The organism is Streptomyces siamensis, assembly GCF_039543605.1.
Classification (GTDB): Bacteria; Actinomycetota; Actinomycetes; order Streptomycetales; family Streptomycetaceae; genus Streptomyces; species Streptomyces siamensis.
In genome coordinates this window covers 22,386-41,735 of the sequence record NZ_BAABKB010000002.1, presented here as the reverse complement: position 1 = coordinate 41,735, position 19,350 = coordinate 22,386, and the positions used below count along the sequence as shown (strand labels likewise).

Here is a 19,350-nt window from a genome sequence, read left to right as displayed (position 1 = left end):
TGCCACATCTGGCGTAACCAAGTCACCCCTTCGGCCGTTCCCGGGCAGGTATGCCCGCGCCGACCCATGGATGTCCCGTGCCCAGGTTCAGTGTCATCGTCCCCGCGTACAAGGTTCAGGCGTACCTGCACGAGTGCCTGGAATCAGTGCTCGGACAGTCCTACCCGGACCTCGAACTCATCGCCGTGGACGACTGCTCACCGGACGCCTGCGGCGCGATCATCGACGAGTTCGCGGCCCGCGACCCCCGCGTGCAGGCCCTGCATCTGCCCGAGAACGTGGGCCTGGGACGCGCCCGCAACGCGGCCCTGGAACACGCCACCGGCGACTACCTGGTCTTCCTGGACAGCGACGACACTCTCACCCCGGACGCGCTGCGCGCCATCGCCGACCGGCTGAAGGAGACCGCCGAACCGGACGTCCTGGTCTACGACTACGCGCGCACGTACTGGTCCGGCGAGGCCGTCCGCAACCAGTTCGCGGGGCAGTTGACCGAGGAGGGCCCGGCACCGTTCCGGCTCGACGACCGGCCGGGGCTGTTGCGGGTCCTGATGGTGGTGTGGAACAAGGCGTACCGCCGGGAGTTCGTCGAGCGGGAGGGCTTCACCTTCCCACCCGGCTACTACGAGGACACGCCCTGGACGTATCCGGTGCTCATGTCCGCCGAGTCGATCGCCACGCTCGACCGGGTCTGCGTCCACTACCGGCAGCGGCGGCACGGCAGCATCCTCGGCACCAGCAGCCGCAAGCACTTCGACATCTTCGACCAGTACGACCGGGTCTTCGCGCACATCGACGCCCGCCCCGAACTGGCGCACTGGCGCCCGGTCCTGTTCCGCCGCATGACCGACCACTTCTCGACGGTGTTCCTCAAGCGGGGCCGGCTGCCGCGCGGCTCGCGGGCCGAGTTCCTGCGCAAGGCCCGTGTCCACTACCGCCGTTACCGCGCCCCGGGCGCCCCCGTCCGCCCACGCACCCGGCTGCGGCACACCCTGGTCGGCCTGGGCGCCCATCGCACGTACCGCCTGCTGTCCCTGGCGTCACGGTCGCGCCGTCCGGCCCTGCGCCGGTGCGCCGCGCTGCTGCGCGCCGTACGGGCGGCCGCGCTCCAGCTGCACTACCGCGTCCAGCTCCGCCTTCCGCTGCGCTGCGACCGCGCCGTCTTCTCCAGCTACTGGGGCCGCGGCCACGGCTGCAACCCGGGCGCCCTGGAGGCCGCCTTCCGCAGCCACGCCCCGCACATCACCACCGCGTGGATCGCGGACCCCGAGCACCACCACACGATCCCGGCCGCGACCCACAGGCTGCGGCCCGGCACCGCCGCGTACTGGACGGCGCTGGCCCGCTCCAAGTACCTGGTGAACAACGTCAACTTCGACCGGAGACTGGTCAAGCGGCGCGGCCAGATCATGATCCAGACGCAGCACGGCACCCCGCTCAAGCACATGGGCCTCGATCTCCAGGACCGTCCGGCGGCGGCGCGCGGCACCGACTTCGCCGAGCTGCTGCGCAGCGCCGACAAGTGGGACTACTGCCTGTCCGCCAACCGCCACTCGACGCTGGTGTGGGAACGCGTCTTCCCGTCCTCCTTCACGACGCTGGAGTACGGCATGCCCCGCAACGACGTGTTCCAGCAGGCGACTTCGGCGGACGTGTCGAGGCTGCGCGATTCGCTCGGCATCCCGCAGGGCACGGTCGCCGTGCTGTACGCGCCCACGTACCGGGACTACCGGCGCACCCAGCGGCGCACCCTGGATCTGGAACGGGTCCTGCGCAGGCTCGGCCCGCGCTTCGTGGTGCTGACCCGCGCCCACCACTCGTACGAGGCGCCGCTCGCCCAGGCGGCCGGCGGGCGGCTCATCGACGTGTCGGACCATCCGAGCGTCGAGTCGCTGTGCCTCGCCTCGGACGCGCTGGTCACCGACTACTCGTCCCTGATGTTCGACTACGCGGGCCTCGACCGGCCGATCGTCGTGCACGCCGACGACTGGGAGACGTACGAGGCCTGCCGCGGCACCTACTTCGACCTGCGGGCCTTCCCGCCGGGCGCGGTCGCGCGCAGCGAGGACGAACTGATCGACATCTTCGCCTCCGGTCACTGGCGCGGCTCGCGGTCGGCACAGCTGCGGGCCGCGTTCCGTGACCGGTTCTGTCCCTACGACGACGGACAGGCCGCCGAACGCGTGGTGCGCCGGGTGGTGCTCGGCGAGAGCGCCGGTCTGCCGCCGTTCGTCCCGGTCGCCGACCGCCACCCGGTCCCCTCCGCGACGGCCGCCCGCCCGACGGCCGCCCTCACGACCGTCCCGGCACCGGGTGGTCCCGTCCCCGTCACCGAGAACCTCTGAATCGGAGGCCACGTGCCCTCCAGCTCGTCGCGACCCACCCCGACGCGACCCCCCACGTGGCGGCCCACCGGACGCCCCGGGCGTTGAGAACCGATCCCGGCGCCCCTGAGAGAAAGAGCAGAATGCCCCGCTTCAGCGTCATCGTGCCCACCCATGGAGTCGCCGGGCGCCTGTCCCAGGCCCTGGACTCGGTCCTCACCCAGTCCTTCGGCGACGTCGAGCTGATCCCGGTCTGCGACGCGCCCCGGTCCCCGGCGGGCGAGGTCGCCGCCTCCTACGCCGCGCGGGACGGCCGGGTCTCACCGGTCCACTCGCCGCCGTCGGGCGGGCTGAGCGCGGCACGCAACGCCGGGATGGCGGCCGCGACCGGCACATATCTGCTCTTCCTCGACGGCGACGACGCCCTGGTGCCGGGCGCGCTGGCGGCTTTGGACGCCGGGCTGCGCGACGACGGCGACGCGGATGTCCTCTGCTTCGCGCACGAGCGGGTGCACTGGTGGGAGGGCGAGTCGAGCGTCCCGCCGCTCGACAAGGGCCCGCACGTCATCGGCGTGCACGTCCCGGCGTGGAGCGCGGCCTACCGGCGGGCCTTCCTCCAGGAGCAGGACCTCACCTTTCCCGACGGGCACTTCACGGACGCCGGCTGGGGCGGCCTGGTGGCCCTGGCGGGCGGGCGGACGGCGGTCCTGCGCTCGGTGTGCGTGCGGCATCACCTGCGGCGCCAGGGCAGCCGCGTCAACGCGCCGGGTGAGCACCAGCTCGATCTCCTCGACCAAGTGGAGCTGGTGCTCACCCGTGCTTCCGACCGGACCGCGGCGGTGCCCGCGGCCGTGTCGCAGGCACTGTTCGGCGGGCTGTTCGCCCTGGTGCTGAAGTCGGCGGCCCATCCGGCACGGGTGCCCGCGCGCCGCCGTCGGGCCTTCTTCCGCCGCGCCGGCCGGCTCTACCGGCGCCACCGCCCGGACGGCTTCCGGCCGCCCGAGGGCAGTCTCGGGGTGCAGCACCGGCTCCTCGCGGCCGGCGCGTACGGCGCGTTCCGGGCGCTGCGGGGCGCCAACCAGGCGGCGGCAAGGGCGATGCAGCGGTTGCCGCGACCGCGCGGCCTGCGCACCCGCGTCCGCTACGCGGCGCAGCTGCGCCGCCCGCTCGACGAGAACCTCGCCGTGTACTGCGCGTACTGGGGCCGCGGCTACGCCTGCAACCCGGCCGCGATCCACGCCAAGGCCCACGAACTCGCCCCGCACATCCGCTCGGTGTTCCTCGTCGAGCCCGACGCGGTGGGCGCGCTGCCGCCCGGCGTCGACCACGCGGTGATCGGCAGTCACCGGTCCTGGGAGGTGCTGGCCCGCGCCAAGTACCTGGTGAACAACGCCAACTTCGCGGACGCCGTCGTCAAGCGCCCCGGCAGCGTGCACCTGCAGACCCAGCACGGGACGCCGCTGAAGAAGATGGGGGTCGACCAGTCGACGTACCCGGTGGTGGCCGCGGCGACCGGCAGCTTCACCAAACTGCTGAACCGGGTGGACCGCTGGGACTACAACCTCTCCTCCAACCGTCACTCCACGCAGATGTGGGAGCGGGCCTTCCCGGGCACGTACGAGGCGCTGGAGTACGGCTATCCGCGCAACGACGTCTACTACACGGCGAACGCCGAGGACGTGGCCCGGGTGCGCCGGTCCCTCGGCGTCCCCGAGGGCGCGACGGCCCTGCTGTACGCGCCCACGCACCGCGACCACAGCACCGGCTTCGAGTCCCGCCTCGACCTGGAGGCCTTCTGCGAGCGGCTCGGCGACGAGTTCGTCGTCCTGCTGCGCGCCCACTACTTCTACGACGCGGGCACCGCGCGCGGCAGCGGCCGGATCATCGACGTGACCGGGCACCGTTCCTCGGAGGACGTCTGCCTGGCCGCCGACGCGCTGATCACGGACTACTCGTCGATCATGTTCGACTACGCCAACCTCGACCGGCCGATCGTCGTGTACGCGGACGACTGGGAGGTCTACCAGGAGACGCGGGGCGTCTACTTCGACCTGCTCCAGGCGCCCCCGGGGCCGGTGGCGCGCACCCCCGGGGAGCTGGCCCGGGTCTTCGGCGAGGGCCTCTGGTCGGACGCGGCCTCGACAGCCCTGCGGGCCCGGTTCCGTGAGCGCTTCTGCCAGTTCGACGACGGAAGGGCCGCCGAACGGGTCGTCCGCAGAGTGCTGCTGGGCGAGGCGCCGGAGGCGATCCCGCCCGTCGTGCCGCTCGCCGAGCGCATCCCGGCCCCCGCCGCGACCCTGGTTAGGAGCTGACGTGCCCCGCTTCAGCATCATCGTCCCCGTCTTCAAGGTGCAGGGGTTTCTGCGCGAGTGCCTCGACTCGGTCCTTGAGCAGTCGTACACCGACCTGGAGGTCGTCGCGGTGGACGACTGCTCGCCGGACGGCTGCGGCGCCATCCTCGACGAGTACGCGGCCCTCGACCCACGCGTGCGGGTGCTGCACCTGCCCGAGAACGTCGGGCTCGGCCGGGCCAGGAACGCCGGGATGCCGCACGCCACCGGCGACTTCCTGTTCTTCCTGGACAGCGACGACACGCTCACGCCGGGCGCGCTGCGCGCCATCGCCGACCGTCTCGACGAGACCGCCGACCCGGACGTGCTGGTCTTCGACTACGCCCGCACCTACTGGTGGGGCGGCACCCGCAGGAACGTGCTCGCCCGGCTGCTCACGACGGAAGGCACCTTCACCGCCGCCGAGCAGCCCGAGATCCTCGACCTGCTCATGGTGGTGTGGAACAAGGTCTACCGGCGGGAGTTCGTCGAGCGCGAGGGCTTCGCCTTCCCGCCCGGCTACTACGAGGACACGCCGTGGACGTTCCCGGTGATGCTCAGCGCGGGGCGGATCGCCACGCTGGACCGGATCTGTCTGGCCTACCGCCAGCGCCGCCAGGGCAACATCCTGTCCACCACCAGCCGCAAGCACTTCGACATCCACGACCAGTACCAGCGGGTCTTCGCCTTCGTCGACGCCCGACCCGAGCTCGCCGGCTGGCGCCCCTACCTGCATCGCAAGATGGGCGAACACTGTCTCGACATCCTCTCCAAGCCGGACCGGCTCCCGGAGTCCGACAAGCGGGAGTTCTTCCGGCTGACGGCGGCCCTGTTCCGCACCTTCCGGAGCGGTCCCGTACCCGCCGAACTGCGCGTCCTGGACGGCGGCTACACGCGCTACCGGGCCCGGCGGGAGGCGGGCAGGGCGGTCCGTGAGCTCGGCCGTCGCGGCGCGCAGGCGCGCAGGGCCGCCGCGACGCGGGCCGGGCGGAGCTGGTCGGCCGTCCTCGAGCACCGGCCGCTGGACCCGGATCTGGCGGTGTACTCGGCGTTCTCGCACCGGGGTGTGCTCGGCGACCCGGCGGCCGTGTACCACGCGGCACGCGAACTCGCCCCGCACATCCGGGGGGTGTGGGTGGTGCGTGACGAAGAGCAGGCGGCGCTGCTGCCCCCGGACGTCGAGCATGTGCTGCTCGACTCGCTGCGCTACCGCCGGATCACCGCGCGGGCCACGTACTTCGTCAACAACGTCAACTGGCCCGGCGCCCTGGCCAAGCGCCCCGGCAGCGTCCACATCCACACCCACCAGGGCACCCCGCTCAAGCACATGGCGGCCGATCTGCTCGACAAGCCCGGCGCCCGGCACGGCATCGACGTGCCGCAGATGCTGCGCCGCGCCGACCGCTGGGACTACAGCCTGGTCGCCAATCGCCACTCCGAACTGGTCTGGGACCGGGCCTACCCCTGCCACTTCGCCTCGCTGCGCACCGGCAGTCCGCGCAACGACGTCCTGGTGCGCGCCCGGTCCGGGGACGGCACGGCGGCTGCCGCGGTCCGCGCCCGCCTCGGCATCCCGGACGGCCGGCAGGTGGTGCTGTACGCGCCGACGCGCCGCGACTACGTCCGGGGCGGCCACGCGGACCGGCTCGACCTGGCCCGCTTCGCCGACGACCTCGGCGAGGGCAGCACGCTCGTCGTACGGCTGCATCCGTCGCTCGCGGACGGCCCGGCGCGCGGGATGGGGCTGTCGGAGCTGCACCGGCGCGGCGTCGTCGTCGACGCGACGGACGAGCCGCACGTCGAGGACCTGATGCTCGCCTCCGACGTCCTGATCACGGACTACTCGGCCCTGATGTTCGACTACGCCAACCTGGACCGGCCGATCGTCGTGTACGCGGACGACTGGGGCGCCTACGCGGCGAGCCGTGGCGCGTACTTCGACATCACCGCCGACGCGCCCGGCCATGTGGCGGGCTCCTACCGGGAACTGGCGTGGCTGTTCGCCTCCCAGGCCTGGCGGGACGACGAGTCGGCACGGCTGCGGGCCGGATTCCGGTCGCGGTTCTGCGAGTTCGACGACGGGCGGGCCGCCGAGCGGGTGGTGCGGACGCTGATGCTCGGCGAGCGGCCCGGGGAGCCGGCCTCGGTGGTCACGGTGCCCGCGCAGGCGGCGCACGACGCCGTCACCGCCTCGTGAAGGCGCGCTCGCCCCGGTTCTGGGTGCTCGTCCTGGCCGCCGTGTTCGCGCTGCTCCAGCTCGCCAACGTCACCGGCCGGGACACCCCCGACACCAAGAACTACCTGTCGTACGCGCTGAGTCTGCGCGGCGAGAGCAAGCACGACGCCGCGGCCGCCACGATCGACTACGCCTGTGCGGGCAAGGTGGCGATCGCGCACCGCAACCACGACGTGGACGTGATCCGCTTCCACGCCGCGAGCCCCGACGCGCGGGTGCTGGAGGAGTGCCGGCGCGATCAGTGGCGGGGGGTGTCGAAGCGGCTGGCGGCCGGGGAGACGGCCGGGCACACCGTGCCGTTCATGCCGCCGCGGTTCATGCGGATCTTCGAGGTGCGGCCGGGCTATCCGGTGCTGCTGGTGCCGTTCATCACGGTGCTGGGGGTGACATGGGGGCTGTGGGCGTCGGCTGTCGTCATCACGGTCGCCGGGGGCGTCCTCGCCTTCCTCGTCCTGCGCAGCCTGCGCGCCTCCACCGTGACGGCGCTGACCGGGCAGGCCCTGTTCTACGTCCTCCCGTGCGGCACGACGGCCATGCGCCCGATGACGGAGGGGCTGCTGCTGACGCTGACCCTCGCCGCCCTGTGGGGCTGTGCGCTCGTGCTGGAGGGCCGGGCGCGGGCCGGGACCTGGCTCGTCGGGGCGGCTCTGGCGCTGCTGTTCACGGTGAAGCACTCGCAGGCGCTGTTCCTCGGCCTGTGTCTCGCGGGCGGGTGCGCGCTGCTCTGCCTGCGCCGGCGGCGGTGGTCGGGCCCGCTGCGCAGTCTCGCGGTGGTCGGCGGGTGCGGGGCGGCGGCCACGGTCCTGCTGGCGAGGGTGCTGCACTACCCGTCCGAGACCGAGAGTCTCCAGGATCTGCTGACGAACCACTTCGCGCGTCCCGACCGCGTCCGGGTGTGGCCGGAGTTCTTCCATCTGCAGCTCAACTTCTGGCTGGAGTGGCTGCGCCGCCAGTTGTGGGAGCCGCTGCTGCCGGCGGCGCTGGCGGCCGCAGCGTGGGGCGTGCTGCGTCGGCGTCCTGCCTTCGGAGTCCTCCTGCTGGCGGCGGCGATCACCGGGGTCCTCAACCAGGCCGGGCACCCCGACATCAACATCTGGGGCGACCGGCTGATCGTGCTGGTGTGGCTGCTGCCGGTGGTGGGACTGCCACTGCTCCTGGAGGAGGCCGCGGGGCCGCGGCCGCGAGCGGCGGGCGGCACCGTGCCGGGACCGCTGCGCAGGGACACCGAGGTCGCTCGATGAGGTGACACCCGGCTAGCGCGTTGACCTTCGCGGGAATATACGGCAAATGCCGCAACCCGCCCTGGTCCGCCCGCCCTCCCGCGCCCGCGTCCGCCCGCGGGCCCGCACCCGGCCCCGCCCGCTCCCCGGGCGGGTCCCGGCACCGGCGGGGCGGCTCCGGTGAGCGCCGACGTCCTCGTCCGGCGGGCGGCGCACGGCGCGACCGCGCTGCGTGGGGGATCCCCCTGGCGGCCCACTCCGTACCAGCTGTTCGGCGGTCTGTTCTTCCTGGTGATGACGCTGGCGTACTGGCGCGTCCCGCTGTGCTGCGACGCCGGCCAGCACGCGGCCGTCGTCGAACGCCTCAAGGCGCACCTGCTCAGCCCTCGGCATCCGATGGCGGACCTGCCCGGCGCGGGCAGCCCGTACTACTCGCCGTACGCCGTGGCGCAGGGGGCCTTCGCCCGGCTGACCGGGCTGGGCGGCTGGGCGGTGGTACGGCTGTCGGGGCCCTTCAACCTGCTCGTGCTGCTGACGGGCATCGGCCGGTTCGTCCGTGTCCTGACGCCCCGCCCGTGGGCGCCGGTGCTGGGGCTGGGCGCGATGGCGCTGCTGTGGGGCACCGAACGGGCCTGGTGGAGCGGCTATCTCGGACTGATGTCGATGACGGGCAACCTGGGCTACCCGTCGACGTTCGCCATCGGACTGGCCTTCTGGGCCTGGGCGCTGACGGGCGCGCGAGCCGGGGGGACGGGCGGCCCCGTCCGCTACGTCGGGCCGAGCGGACTCGGCAGCGCCTCCGGATACGCGGGGGTCGGCGTCCTGTACGGGCTGATCGTGCTCGTGCACCCGATCACGTCGATCGCGGCCGTGCTCGGCGCGGTCGCGTTCGTCGCGGGTTGGTGGCGCGGGACGGGGACCGGCGCCGGGCCGGCGGCGCGGAGCACGGCGGCGGTGGCGGGCCGCTGGCTGCTGGCCGGTGCGGCGGCCCTGCTGGTCGCCGCCTGCTGGCCGTACTTCGACGTCTTCACGCTGGCGGGCGACCGCAGCGTGGACGCGATGCACGAGCGGCTCTACGAAGGGATGCCCGGGCACTTCTGGCTCGCGCTGACCGGGGTTCCCGCGCTGTGGCTGCGGGCGCGACGGGCCGAGCGGGAGGCGGGGCACCGGTGGCGTGACCCGCTGGTGCTGATGTTCGCGCTGGAGTGCCTGGCGGTGGCGTACGGCTGGGTCAGCGGGCACTACACGTACGGCAGGATCCTCGGGCTGACGCTGGTGCCGCTCCAGTTCGCGCTCGGGGTGGAGCTGGCGGCACCGCGGCCGTGGCCCCGATGGCGGCGCGGCCTCGGTCTGGTGGCGGCGGCGGGGGCGTGCGCCGGTTTCCTCACCGTGCAGGCCGGCGCGGTCGTGCCGCCCGCGCTCGACCCGGTCGGCTTCGACCAGCCGCCGCGGTGGCCGACGTACGCCTGGGCGGCGCGGCACATCGAGCCCGGCGAGGCGGTCATCACCGACGGGTACTACGCCGTGCACCTGATCTCGGGCTACGGGCCGGACCTCGCCGCGCCCGCCTGGCCCGACCCCGCCCTGGACGAGGGCGAGCGGCTGCGGCGGCTCGCGGCGGTCCGTTCCTATCTCGACCCGGCGTCGACCCGGGCCGAACGCGCCGCCGTCGCCCGCCGGTACCACGTCCGCTGGCTGCTGCTGACGCGCTGGCGGAAGGTTCCCGAGGAGGCGACGGTGGTGGCGTGGAGCCGGGAGACGGGCGAGGTGCTGGCCCGGGTGGGGCCCTGACCCGTCACACCCGGCCGGGCGACTACTCGACGACGAGGTTGACCTCGATGTTGCCGCGGGTGGCGTTGGAGTAGGGGCAGACCTGGTGGGCCTGCTCGACCAGCTTGCGGCCGGTGGCCTCGTCCACGGTGTCGGGCAGCTCGACGCGGAGCGTCACCTTCAGGCCGAAGCCCTCGCCCTGCTTGCCGATGCCGACCTCGCCGGTCACCGCGGCCTCGCTGACGTCGACCTTCGCCGCGCGGCCGACGAGGCCGAGGGCGCTGGCGAAGCAGGCGGCGTAGCCGGCGGCGAACAGCTGCTCCGGGTTGGTGCCCTGTCCGTTGCCGCCCAGCTCCACCGGCGGGGCCAGCTGGACGTCCAGCTTGCCGTCGGAGCTGACGGCGCGGCCCTCACGGCCGTGGGTGGCGGTGGCGACAGCGGTGTAGAGCGCGTCCATGGAGACCATCTCTCTCAAGTCGGGGGAAGCCGGGGCGGCCGGTCCGGCCGCCTTGCGAGCACCATTAGAGCACGCAATTCAATTGTGCACAACTCAATGGCTTGCCAGCGCTATCCTTGACCCATGACCGCCACGCCCGCCCCGAGCCCCGAGAACACGTCCGACGACGCCTTCCTCCGCCTCGACGAGCAGATCTGCTTCTCCCTGAACGCCGCCTCGCGCGCCTTCGGGGGCGTCTACCGCGTACTCCTGAAGGACCTCGGACTCACCTACCCCCAGTACCTGGTGATGCTGGTGCTGTGGGAGCACGGCGAGCAGCCCGTGAAGAAGCTCGGCGAGCACCTGCGGCTGGACTCCGGGACACTGTCACCGCTCCTCAAGCGCCTGGAGACGGCCGGTCTCGTACGGCGCGAGCGCAGTGCCCGCGACGAGCGCTCCGTGCATGTCCACCTCACCGACGAGGGCGCCGCGCTGCGCGAGCGCGCCCGGGTGGTGCCGCGCAAGATCGCCGCGGCGACGGGCGCCGGTCTGGAGGAGATCCGCGAACTGCGGTCCCGCCTGGACCGGCTGACCGAGGCCCTGGACAGCGCGGCACTGGAGGAGACCCCGGGCTGCGACTGAGCCGTCAGCCGGCCGGCGAAGTCCCGCGCACGTACAGCCGCAGCGTCACGCCCTCCCGCACCACCTGCTCCCGGGGCGCGAACTCCTCGTCGACCACGGCGAGTTTGACCCGCTCGGTCGCGCTGTCCGGGTACCAGGACGGGCTCAGCGCGAAGGGCTCGGCGACCATCCACACCCGGTCGAGCCGGTCCAGCCGGCGGCGCAGCTCCTCCGGTCCCGCCTCCTGTCCGTACAGCGTCCCGGACACCGGGCCCGGCACCCTCAGGGCGACGTCGTGCACCCCGCGGAACCCCCGCGGGTACGCCAGCGCCGAGCGCCGCACGATCGACGGCAGGTACAGCACCGGGTCCCCCGGGCGCAGCGCGCGCCCGGCGGCGGCGGAGACGGCGGCGAGATTGTCGGCGCCGTGATGCTCGGGCATGCGGTCCCGGCGCATCAGGGGCAGTTGGACGGCGAAGGCGAGGGCGACGGTCAGCACGCCGGTCAGCGTGACGGCCGTGGCACCGGCGGGCCGGGGACGCGCGCGCCGCCGCACCTCGGCCAGGAGCCGCGCGCCCCTCACCGGGGACGAGGACCTGAGACCGGCGTCGACACGCCCTTTCGCGCGGGCGCGCACCCCGACCCCTGCCCCGACTCCGGCCCCGGCGATCAGCGTCGCCGCGCGTTCCGCCCCGGCCGCGGCCAGCAGGGGCGCCCCGGCGAGGGCGTACAGCACGTACCGCTCGTCGTAGAGCGGCCAGGCGCGCGAGACGGTCATCAGCACGGCCGGCGGGACCACCGTCAGGGGCAGGGCCACCGCGGGGAGCGAGAGTCCGCCGTACCGGAGCCGTGACGGCCGCACGGCGAGGGCGACGAGGAGCAGGTACGGGACGGCCACCGGCAGCGCCGGGCCCGTGAACGCCCCGAGCAGACGCCCCACGCTGCCCGGACCGGGCGGCATCAGCCAGGCGACCTGCGCGGACTGCCCCCGCGAGACGAGGACGAGCGGCACCAGCGCGACGATCGCGGCACCGGCCGCGCACGCCCACCGCGCCCACACCCGCGCCGGCATCCGGGCCAGCGCCAGCGTGCCCGCGTGCGCCAGCAGCACGAGCGCCGCCAGCTCGTGCAGCAGGCAGGTGACGGCCACCGTCCCGCCGTACGCCGCCCACCAGCCGCCCGCCCGCCGGGTCCGCGCCGCCCGGACCAGCAGCAGGGTGGCGCCCACCGCCCCGGCCGCGACGAGCGCGTACGAGCGGCCCTCCTGGGCGTAGTGCCCGGCCATCGGCGTGACGGCGTACAGCAGTCCCGCCCACAGTCCGACGCGCGGGCGGCACAGCCGGACGCCGAGCGCGGCGACGCCGCCCGCGGCCGCCGCCGCACCGCAGACGGAGGGCAGGCGCAGGGCGAACTCGCCGGGGCGTGCGGCGAGGACGGGGTGCATGAGGAGGTAGTACAGGCCGTGCACCGCGTCGACGGTGTGCAGCAGGTGCCAGATCTGCGGCAGCGAGCGCTGCGCGACCTGGAAGGTCACCGCCTCGTCGCGCCACATCCCGCCGCGGTCGAGCCCCCAGAGCCCGACCGCGGTCATGACGAGCACGGGCAGCAGGACGGCCACCGCTTCCGGACGTCCGCCTCCGGCACGCCTCAGCCACGCACAGACCATGCGCCCAAGTTTTTACTATTAACCAACCTATGCGGGGTATTGACGGCGTATCAACTCCTCTGAGGCATTCACGCGGCTTACGATCCGGGCTTGATGAGCACCTTGAAGAGCCCCAGGAAGAGTCCCCGGCACCCGAAGAGCGCACCGGACGGACAGAGCCGGCCGGACCGGGGCGACAGCCCGCGCGGGCGCCGCCCATGGGCCGTCGCCGCCGCCTGGCTGGCGACCCGCGCCCTGATGGTGTGGCTGCTCGCGCACGACCACCTCGCACTGCTCGGCCGGAGCGGAGTCTCGCGCGAGGTGCGCCACCTGTACTTCGGCTGGTACGGCGTCCTGAGACAGGGCACGTTCCCGGCCGGCGACCACCTGTGGCAGTACCCGCCGGGCGCCGGCCCGGTACTGCTCGCACCCGCCCTGCTGCCGGCGCTGACGTACTTCACGGCCTTCGTGACGCTCACGCTCGCGACGGACGCGGTGATCACATGGGCCCTCACGCGCGCGGGGCTCCGGCCCGGCCGCAGCCTGCGCGGCGCCGCGCTGTGGGTGCTGGCCCTCCCGCTCCTCCTGCACCTGCCGCTGGCCCGGTACGACGTCCAGGTCACCGCCCTCGCCGTCCTCTCCCTTCTCACGCTGACCCGCTCCACGCGCGCGTGCGGCGCTTTCGCCGCGCTGGGCGCCCTGGTGAAGGTCTGGCCCGCGCTGGCACTGATCGGCACACCGCGCGGCCGCACCACCCGGGAGGCGTGGACGTCGGCGGCCCTCGCCGCGGTCGCGCTGCTCGCCCTCCTCGCCGCCCTCTTCCGCAACTCCTTCGACTTCCTGCGTCAGCAGGGCGGCCGGGGCGTACAGATCGAGTCGCTCGGCGGAACGGTGCTGGGTCTGGCGCGCCACGCCGGATGGCCGGGCAGGGCGCGCTACCGGTACGGCGCGATGGAGTTCGTGGGCCCCTACGTCGCCGAGGTCGCCGCGGTCTCGCTGGCCCTCACCGTCGCCGCGTTCGGGCTCCTGCTGCTGTGGCGGGTACGGGCGCGGCACTGGACGACGGCGACACCGTACGACGCGGCGCTCGCCGCCGTGCTGCTGTTCACGGTGACGAGCCGGGTGATCAGCCCCCAGTACATGGTGTGGCTGCTGGGCCTGTCGGCCGTGTGCCTGACCTCGCGGCACACCACGCAACGACCGGTGGTGGCCCTGCTGGTGGCCGCCACGGCGGTCAGCTCGGTGATCTATCCGGCCCTGTACGGCGAGGTGGTCCACAGCAGCTGGACGGGGTGCGCGCTGATGGTCGTGCGCAACGGCCTGCTGGTGACGGCGGCGGGCCTCTCACTGGTGCGGCTGTGGCGGCAGGGCCCCGTCGCCGCCCTGCCCGACCCGGCGGCCTCCGACCGGCTCGCCCCTGCCGCCGGCGGAACTCCCGTGCCCTTCCGCACAGGACACTGAGCACCCTTTAACGGATAATTGCCCGAAACTCCTACGATTCGGGCATCTGGATCCCATGAAACCTCAGCAGTCGCAGGTCAGCGTGGTCGTCATCGGCTACAACGACGCCGCCCACGTCGCGGACGCGGTGCGCTCGGCGCTCGCGCAGGGCCCGGCCGTCCACGAGGTGCTCGCCGTGGACGACTGCTCGACTGACGGCAGCGGGGCCCTGCTCGACGGCCTCGCCGCCGACGAGCCACGCCTGAGGGTGATCCGCCGTACGGCCAACAGCGGCGGCTGCGGCACCCCGCGCAACGACGGGATCGACGCCGCGACCACCCCGTACCTGATGTTCCTGGACAGCGACGACGTGCTGCCTCCCGGCGCGGTGGACGCGCTGCTCTCGGCGGCGGACGGGCAGCACACGGAGGTCGCGGCCGGCCTGTGCGTACGGCGCGAGCTGCCCTCGGGCCGCGAGACCCCCTGGGAGCGCGACCTCTACGCGAGGCCCGCCCTCGTCCCCCACCCCGCGCGGCGCGCCCGCCTGGTGCACGACACGCTCTGCGTCAACAAGCTCTACCGCACCGATTTCCTGCGCGAGCACGGCATCCGCTTCCCCGAGGGCCGCTTCCGCTACGAGGACTTCGTGTTCGGCGCGCGCGTCCTGGCCGCGGGACCGCGTATCGCCCTCGTCCCCGACACGGTCTACGTCTGGCACGTACGACGCGACGCCGACCGCCTGTCCATCTCCCTCGACCGCGCGGACATCGGCAACTGGCGGGCGCGGACCGAGGCCAACCGGGCCGCCCACGAGATCCTCCTGGGCGCGGGCGAGAAGGGGCTGGCGCGCGCCGTGCACGCCAAGTTCCTCGACCACGAACTGCGGATGTACACGCGCGAGCTGGAGCTGCGCGCGCCCGAGTACCGCCGCGCGTGGTGGGACCTCACGCGCGCGTACCTGGCGACCTTCGACGCGGCCGACCTCACGGTGAACCCGACCGCCCCGGGCCGCCTGGTCGCCCGGGTCGTGCTGGCCTCCCCGGTCCCCCGCGACCTGCCCCGTCTCACGGAGCTGGCGGCCCGCCCGGCCCGGCTGCTCCCGCCGTACGCCCGCGCCGGCGACGCCACGCCCGTCTGGTCGGACGACCTGCCCCGGATCACGCTGGACCACTTCCTGGTGCGGCCCGCCCATCTGCTGCCCGCCGCCGTGGACGCGGAACTGCGGCCACGCGCGCGTGGCACCCGACTGCGGCTGCGTCTGCACGAGCTGTACGGGCGGCTGGCCGAGGCCGGGCCGGCCTCGATGGACGTGGAGTTCGTGCACCGGGACGACGGGCGGGTGGGCCTGCGCCGCCAGGCCCTCCTGCGGCCCGACCGGTACGGCGACCTGTGGTCGGCCGAGGCGCCGGTGGACCTGTCCGCGCTCGGCGCGGGCACCTGGGACCTGCGGCTGAGGCTCCGCTTCCGCGACGGCTCCGCCCGGGACGTCACGGCGCACGCGGTCGCCGGGCGCGGTCTGCTGCGCCGCCGCGCCGTCCCGGACGCCCGTCACGGCGTACTGCTGGTGCAGCCGTACCGCACGCACTCCGGCGCGCTGGCGTTGCGCACAGCGCCCGGATGGCGAGGAATGACCGAAGTGGCGCGTCGCCGCCTCCGCCGCCTGCTTCACTGATACGCGACCGAACGACCCGTGCAGCACCGGGCTCACTGACGAGGGGACGGCCCACATGACCTGGCTGATCACCGGCGGCGCCGGCTACATCGGGGCGCACGTCGTCCGCGCCATGCTGGAGGCGGACGAGCGGGCGGTGGTCTACGACGACCTGTCGACCGGCATCCCGGAGCGCGTGCCGTCCGACGTGCCGGTGGTGATCGGCTCGACCCTGGACGCCGAGACGCTGGAGCGGACGATCCGGGAGCACTCCGTCACCGGCGTCGTCCACCTGGCCGCGAAGAAGCAGGTCGGCGAGTCGATGGACCTTCCCCTGCACTACTACCGGGAGAACGTCGAGGGTCTGCGCGTCCTGCTGTCCGCCGTGACCGACGCGCAGGTCCCCTCCTTCGTCTTCTCGTCCTCCGCCGCCGTGTACGGCATGCCGGACGTGGACCTGGTGCGCGAGGAGACGCCGTGCGCGCCGATGAGCCCGTACGGCGAGACGAAACTCGCGGGCGAGTGGCTGGTGCGCGCGACGGGCCGTGCCACCGGCCTGTCCACGGCCTCCCTGCGGTACTTCAACGTGGCGGGCGCGGCGACACCCCAGCTGGCCGACACCGGCGTCTTCAACCTGATCCCCATGGTCTTCGAGAAGCTCACGGAGAACGCGCCGCCGCGCATCTTCGGCGACGACTACCCGACCCCCGACGGGACGTGCGTGCGCGACTACATCCATGTGGTCGACCTGGCGGAGGCCCACGTGGCCGCGGCCCGCGCCCTCCAGGCGTCCCCGGGCCGCGCCATGACCCTCAACATCGGCCGCGGCGAGGGCGTTTCGGTCCGCGAGATGATCGACCGCATCAACGCGCTCACCGGCTACGACCGCCCGCCGGTGACCACCCCCCGCCGGCCCGGCGACCCGGCACGCGTCGTCGCCTCCGCCGACCGCATCGCCACCGAGCTCGGCTGGAAGGCGAAGTACGACGTCCAGGACATGATCACCTCGGCGTGGGCGGGCTGGGTGCGCCTGCACCCGGAGGCCAGCCGGTCCTGACCGCCCGCGCCGGGCCCGGTCACCGCGGGGTCCGGCTACGGCGTGATCACAGCGCCTTGAGCGCCGCGGCCGTGGCGCGGGCCAGGCCGGCCAGATAGCCCTTGGGCAGCTTGGGCCCGCGGACCACCACCGCCCGCCAGTACAGCGGGCCGGACATCAGGTCGAGCGCGAGGTCGTGGTCGATGTCCGCGCGCACCTCGCCGCGCTCGGCGGCCGCCGCGACGATCCCGCTGGCGACGCTCTGCTGCCCCTCGCGCAGGGCCTTCTGCATGGCGTCCGCGATGTCCGGGTTCCGCGCGGCCTCCGCCTGGAGGTCGGGGATGATCTGACCGGCCACGGGGTGGCGCAGGGCGCGCGAGGTGACCTCGTACAGCAGCCGCAGATCGCCCTCCAGCGAGCCCGTGTCGGGCGCGGGCAACCCCTGGACCGCGACGGCCGAGACCAGGTCCAGGACCAGATGGAGCTTGGAGCGCCAGCGCCGGTACACGGCGGTCTTGCCGACGCCCGCGCGGCGCGCGATGCCCTCGATCGACATCCGGGCGTACCCGACGGCGGCGAGCTCCTCGAAGACGGCGGCGCGGATGGCTTCCGTCACGTCCTCACGGAGGACGGCCGCGCCGGCCGGGGCCCGGCGGCGCGGGGCCTTGGCGGAGGCACTCGCGGTGGCATCGGCGTTCGTCATGCCGACCAGCATAGGCCGTTACGACGAAACGGTTGCGTTCCGACGTAGAGAAGCCCTACGCTCGCGTTGCGACGATACGGTCCCGTCCCGACGTAAGAAGACGGCAAGAACGACGTAGGACACATCGAGGCGGACCGCTCTCGCACCCCACCCCCCGAGCGAAAGCAGCGGATGTGAGCCAGGTCCTCGACACGCCGCCCCCGACAGCGACACCGGGCCACCCGTCCGACGACGCCGCGGCGCTCGCCGCCCGGTACGGACTCACCGTCAGCGGCGCCCGCCCGTCCCTGCCCGAGTACGTCCGCCAGCTGTGGGCGCGGCGGCACTTCATCACCGCCTTCGCCACCGCCAAGCTGACCGCGCAGTACAGCCAGGCGAAGCTCGGCCAGGTGTGGCAGGTGATGACCCCGCTGCTGAACGCGGCGGTCTACTACTTCATCTTCGGCGTGCTGCTCGGCACCAAGCACGGCGTGCCGGACTACATCCCCTTCCTCGTCACCGGCGTGTTCATCTGGACCTTCACGCAGAGCTCGATCATGGCGGGCACCCGGGCGATCTCCGGCAGCCTCGGCCTGGTCCGCGCCCTGCACTTCCCCCGGGCGGCGCTGCCCGTCTCGTACGCCCTCCAGCAGCTCCAGCAGCTGCTCTTCTCGATGGCCGCCCTGGTCGTCATCCTGCTCTGCTTCGGCGTCCCGCTGAGCTTCTCCTGGCTGCTCGCGGTGCCCGTCCTGGTGCTTCAGTTCACGTTCAACGCGGGCATCGCGATGATCATGGCGCGGATGGGCGCCAAGACGCCCGACATCGCGCAGCTCATGCCGTTCCTGCTGCGCACCTGGATGTACGTCTCCGGAGTCATGTGGAGCATCGACAAGGTGCTCAGCCACAGCGACCTGCCGCACTGGGCGATGGTCCTCCTGGAGAGCAACCCGGCGGCCGTCTACATCGACCTGATGCGCTTCGCCCTGATCGACAGCTTCCACGCGCACCAACTGCCGCACCACGTATGGGCGCTGGCCATCGGCTGGGCACTCGTCGCGGGCGTCGGCGGCTTCATCTACTTCTGGAAGGCTGAGGAGACGTACGGCCGTGGCTGACACCATCACCGTGATCGAGGACATCCGGCCCCAGGACCCGGCCGCCGCGGACGGGGCCCGCGTGCCCACCGTCATCGCCGACCGCGTCGACATCGTCTACCGCGTCAACGGCACCGGCGCGGGACGCGGCAGCGCGACCGCCGCGCTCAACCGCATCCTGCGCCGCAAACACGTCGAGAAGGCGGCGGGCGTCCGCAAGGTGCACGCCGTCAAGAGCGTCTCCTTCACCGCGTACAAGGGCGAGGCCATCGGCCTGATCGGCACCAACGGCTCCGGCAAGTCGACTCTCCTGAAAGCCGTCGCCGGCCTGCTGCCGGTGGAGAACGGCAGGATCTACACCGACGGCCAGCCCTCGCTGCTCGGCGTCAACGCGGCTCTGATGAACGACCTCACCGGCGAGCGCAACGTCCACCTCGGCGGTCTCGCGATGGGCATGTCCAAGGAGCAGGTCCGCGAGCGCTACCAGGAGATCGTCGACTTCTCCGGCATCAACGAGAAGGGCGACTTCATCACGCTCCCCATGCGCACGTACTCCTCCGGCATGGCCGCCCGGCTCCGCTTCTCCATCGCCGCGGCCAAGGACCACGACGTCCTGATGATCGACGAGGCCCTGGCGACCGGCGACCGTTCCTTCCAGAAGCGCTCCGAGGCCCGCATCCGCGAGCTGCGCAAGCACGCGGGCACCGTCTTCCTGGTCAGCCACAACAACAAGTCGATCCGGGACACCTGCGACCGGGTGCTCTGGCTGGAGCGCGGGGAACTGCGCATGGACGGGCCGACGGAGGACGTCCTGAAGGAGTACGAGAAGTTCACGGGCAAGTAGGGCGGACGGCGCCCGCGCGGC

Annotated in this window: 14 protein-coding genes; 11 read left to right on the top strand and 3 right to left on the bottom strand. The window is 73.2% G+C overall.

The features are described from left to right. The first annotated feature begins 77 nt into the window (after positions 1-77). The 5 genes from ABEB03_RS02955 (at position 78) to ABEB03_RS02935 (ending at position 9,901) form a co-directional block, all read left to right on the top strand. Positions 78-2,345, top strand: a complete 2,268-nt coding sequence (locus tag ABEB03_RS02955) for a bifunctional glycosyltransferase/CDP-glycerol:glycerophosphate glycerophosphotransferase (RefSeq protein ID WP_345640720.1) — start codon at positions 78-80, stop codon at positions 2,343-2,345. Positions 2,346-2,467: 122 nt separating this feature from the next. Next, entirely contained in the window at positions 2,468-4,636 is a 2,169-nt protein-coding gene (locus tag ABEB03_RS02950) for a bifunctional glycosyltransferase/CDP-glycerol:glycerophosphate glycerophosphotransferase (protein ID WP_345640717.1), read from the top strand. A gap of 1 nt (position 4,637) precedes the next feature. Continuing rightward, complete coding sequence (locus ABEB03_RS02945; protein WP_345640714.1) at positions 4,638-6,851, top strand: bifunctional glycosyltransferase/CDP-glycerol:glycerophosphate glycerophosphotransferase; 2,214 nt, start codon at positions 4,638-4,640, stop codon at positions 6,849-6,851. Beyond that, positions 6,848-8,131, top strand: coding sequence for a hypothetical protein (locus tag ABEB03_RS02940; protein ID WP_425589168.1), 1,284 nt, complete (start codon positions 6,848-6,850; stop codon positions 8,129-8,131). Before ABEB03_RS02945 ends, ABEB03_RS02940 begins: the two co-directional genes overlap by 4 nt. Before the next feature lie 159 nt (positions 8,132-8,290). Beyond that, the gene (locus ABEB03_RS02935) at positions 8,291-9,901 is read left to right on the top strand and encodes a hypothetical protein (RefSeq protein ID WP_345640711.1); all 1,611 of its coding nucleotides are present in this window, start codon (positions 8,291-8,293) and stop codon (positions 9,899-9,901) included. Between the two features lie 22 nt (positions 9,902-9,923). Here the strand turns inward: ABEB03_RS02935 and ABEB03_RS02930 are convergent, their stop codons facing one another. Next, complete coding sequence (locus tag ABEB03_RS02930; RefSeq protein WP_345640708.1) at positions 9,924-10,337, bottom strand: organic hydroperoxide resistance protein; 414 nt, start codon at positions 10,335-10,337, stop codon at positions 9,924-9,926. A 123-nt stretch (positions 10,338-10,460) separates the two neighbouring features. Here ABEB03_RS02930 and ABEB03_RS02925 point away from each other — a divergent pair, with 123 nt between their 5' ends. Continuing rightward, positions 10,461-10,958, top strand: coding sequence for a MarR family winged helix-turn-helix transcriptional regulator (locus ABEB03_RS02925; RefSeq protein ID WP_345640705.1), 498 nt, complete (start codon positions 10,461-10,463; stop codon positions 10,956-10,958). Positions 10,959-10,962: 4 nt separating this feature from the next. On the opposite strand, the gene ABEB03_RS02920 is transcribed toward ABEB03_RS02925, so the two are convergent. Next, the gene (locus tag ABEB03_RS02920) at positions 10,963-12,603 is read right to left on the bottom strand and encodes a glycosyltransferase family 39 protein (RefSeq protein WP_345640702.1); all 1,641 of its coding nucleotides are present in this window, start codon (positions 12,601-12,603) and stop codon (positions 10,963-10,965) included. A gap of 237 nt (positions 12,604-12,840) precedes the next feature. Between ABEB03_RS02920 and ABEB03_RS02915 the strand changes: the two genes are divergently transcribed. The 3 genes from ABEB03_RS02915 to galE are packed head-to-tail and all read left to right on the top strand — an operon-like array spanning position 12,841 to position 16,730. Further along, the gene (locus ABEB03_RS02915; protein WP_345643994.1) at positions 12,841-14,043 is read left to right on the top strand and encodes a glycosyltransferase 87 family protein; all 1,203 of its coding nucleotides are present in this window, start codon (positions 12,841-12,843) and stop codon (positions 14,041-14,043) included. A gap of 55 nt (positions 14,044-14,098) precedes the next feature. After that, the gene (locus ABEB03_RS02910) at positions 14,099-15,694 is read left to right on the top strand and encodes a glycosyltransferase family 2 protein (protein WP_345640699.1); all 1,596 of its coding nucleotides are present in this window, start codon (positions 14,099-14,101) and stop codon (positions 15,692-15,694) included. A gap of 55 nt (positions 15,695-15,749) precedes the next feature. Then, positions 15,750-16,730: a UDP-glucose 4-epimerase GalE gene (gene galE, locus ABEB03_RS02905; RefSeq protein ID WP_345640696.1), complete on the top strand. Its 981-nt coding sequence runs from the start codon at positions 15,750-15,752 to the stop codon at positions 16,728-16,730. A 46-nt stretch (positions 16,731-16,776) separates the two neighbouring features. Here galE and ABEB03_RS02900 read toward each other — a convergent pair whose 3' ends face one another. Further along, positions 16,777-17,424: a TetR/AcrR family transcriptional regulator gene (locus ABEB03_RS02900; RefSeq protein ID WP_345640693.1), complete on the bottom strand. Its 648-nt coding sequence runs from the start codon at positions 17,422-17,424 to the stop codon at positions 16,777-16,779. 161 nt (positions 17,425-17,585) lie between these two features. On the opposite strand from ABEB03_RS02900, the gene ABEB03_RS02895 reads away from it, so the two are divergent. Together ABEB03_RS02895 and ABEB03_RS02890 are read left to right on the top strand one after the other, a co-directional pair. Further along, positions 17,586-18,506: an ABC transporter permease gene (locus ABEB03_RS02895; protein WP_345640690.1), complete on the top strand. Its 921-nt coding sequence runs from the start codon at positions 17,586-17,588 to the stop codon at positions 18,504-18,506. A gap of 4 nt (positions 18,507-18,510) precedes the next feature. Beyond that, positions 18,511-19,329 (top strand): ABC transporter ATP-binding protein, encoded by an 819-nt coding sequence (locus tag ABEB03_RS02890; RefSeq protein ID WP_345643991.1) that lies wholly within the window; start codon positions 18,511-18,513, stop codon positions 19,327-19,329. Positions 19,330-19,350: the final 21 nt, after the last annotated feature.

Coding starts and splice junctions, on each gene's coding strand:
- ABEB03_RS02950 (WP_345640717.1), top strand. CDS start 2,468: ATGCCCCGCTTCAGCGTCATCGTGCCCACCCATGGAGTCGCCGGGCGC.
- ABEB03_RS02930 (WP_345640708.1), bottom strand. CDS start 10,337: ATGGACGCGCTCTACACCGCTGTCGCCACCGCCACCCACGGCCGTGAG.
- ABEB03_RS02925 (WP_345640705.1), top strand. CDS start 10,461: ATGACCGCCACGCCCGCCCCGAGCCCCGAGAACACGTCCGACGACGCC.
- ABEB03_RS02920 (WP_345640702.1), bottom strand. CDS start 12,603: ATGGTCTGTGCGTGGCTGAGGCGTGCCGGAGGCGGACGTCCGGAAGCG.
- ABEB03_RS02915 (WP_345643994.1), top strand. CDS start 12,841: ATGGTGTGGCTGCTCGCGCACGACCACCTCGCACTGCTCGGCCGGAGC.
- ABEB03_RS02910 (WP_345640699.1), top strand. CDS start 14,099: ATGAAACCTCAGCAGTCGCAGGTCAGCGTGGTCGTCATCGGCTACAAC.
- galE (WP_345640696.1), top strand. CDS start 15,750: ATGACCTGGCTGATCACCGGCGGCGCCGGCTACATCGGGGCGCACGTC.
- ABEB03_RS02900 (WP_345640693.1), bottom strand. CDS start 17,424: ATGCTGGTCGGCATGACGAACGCCGATGCCACCGCGAGTGCCTCCGCC.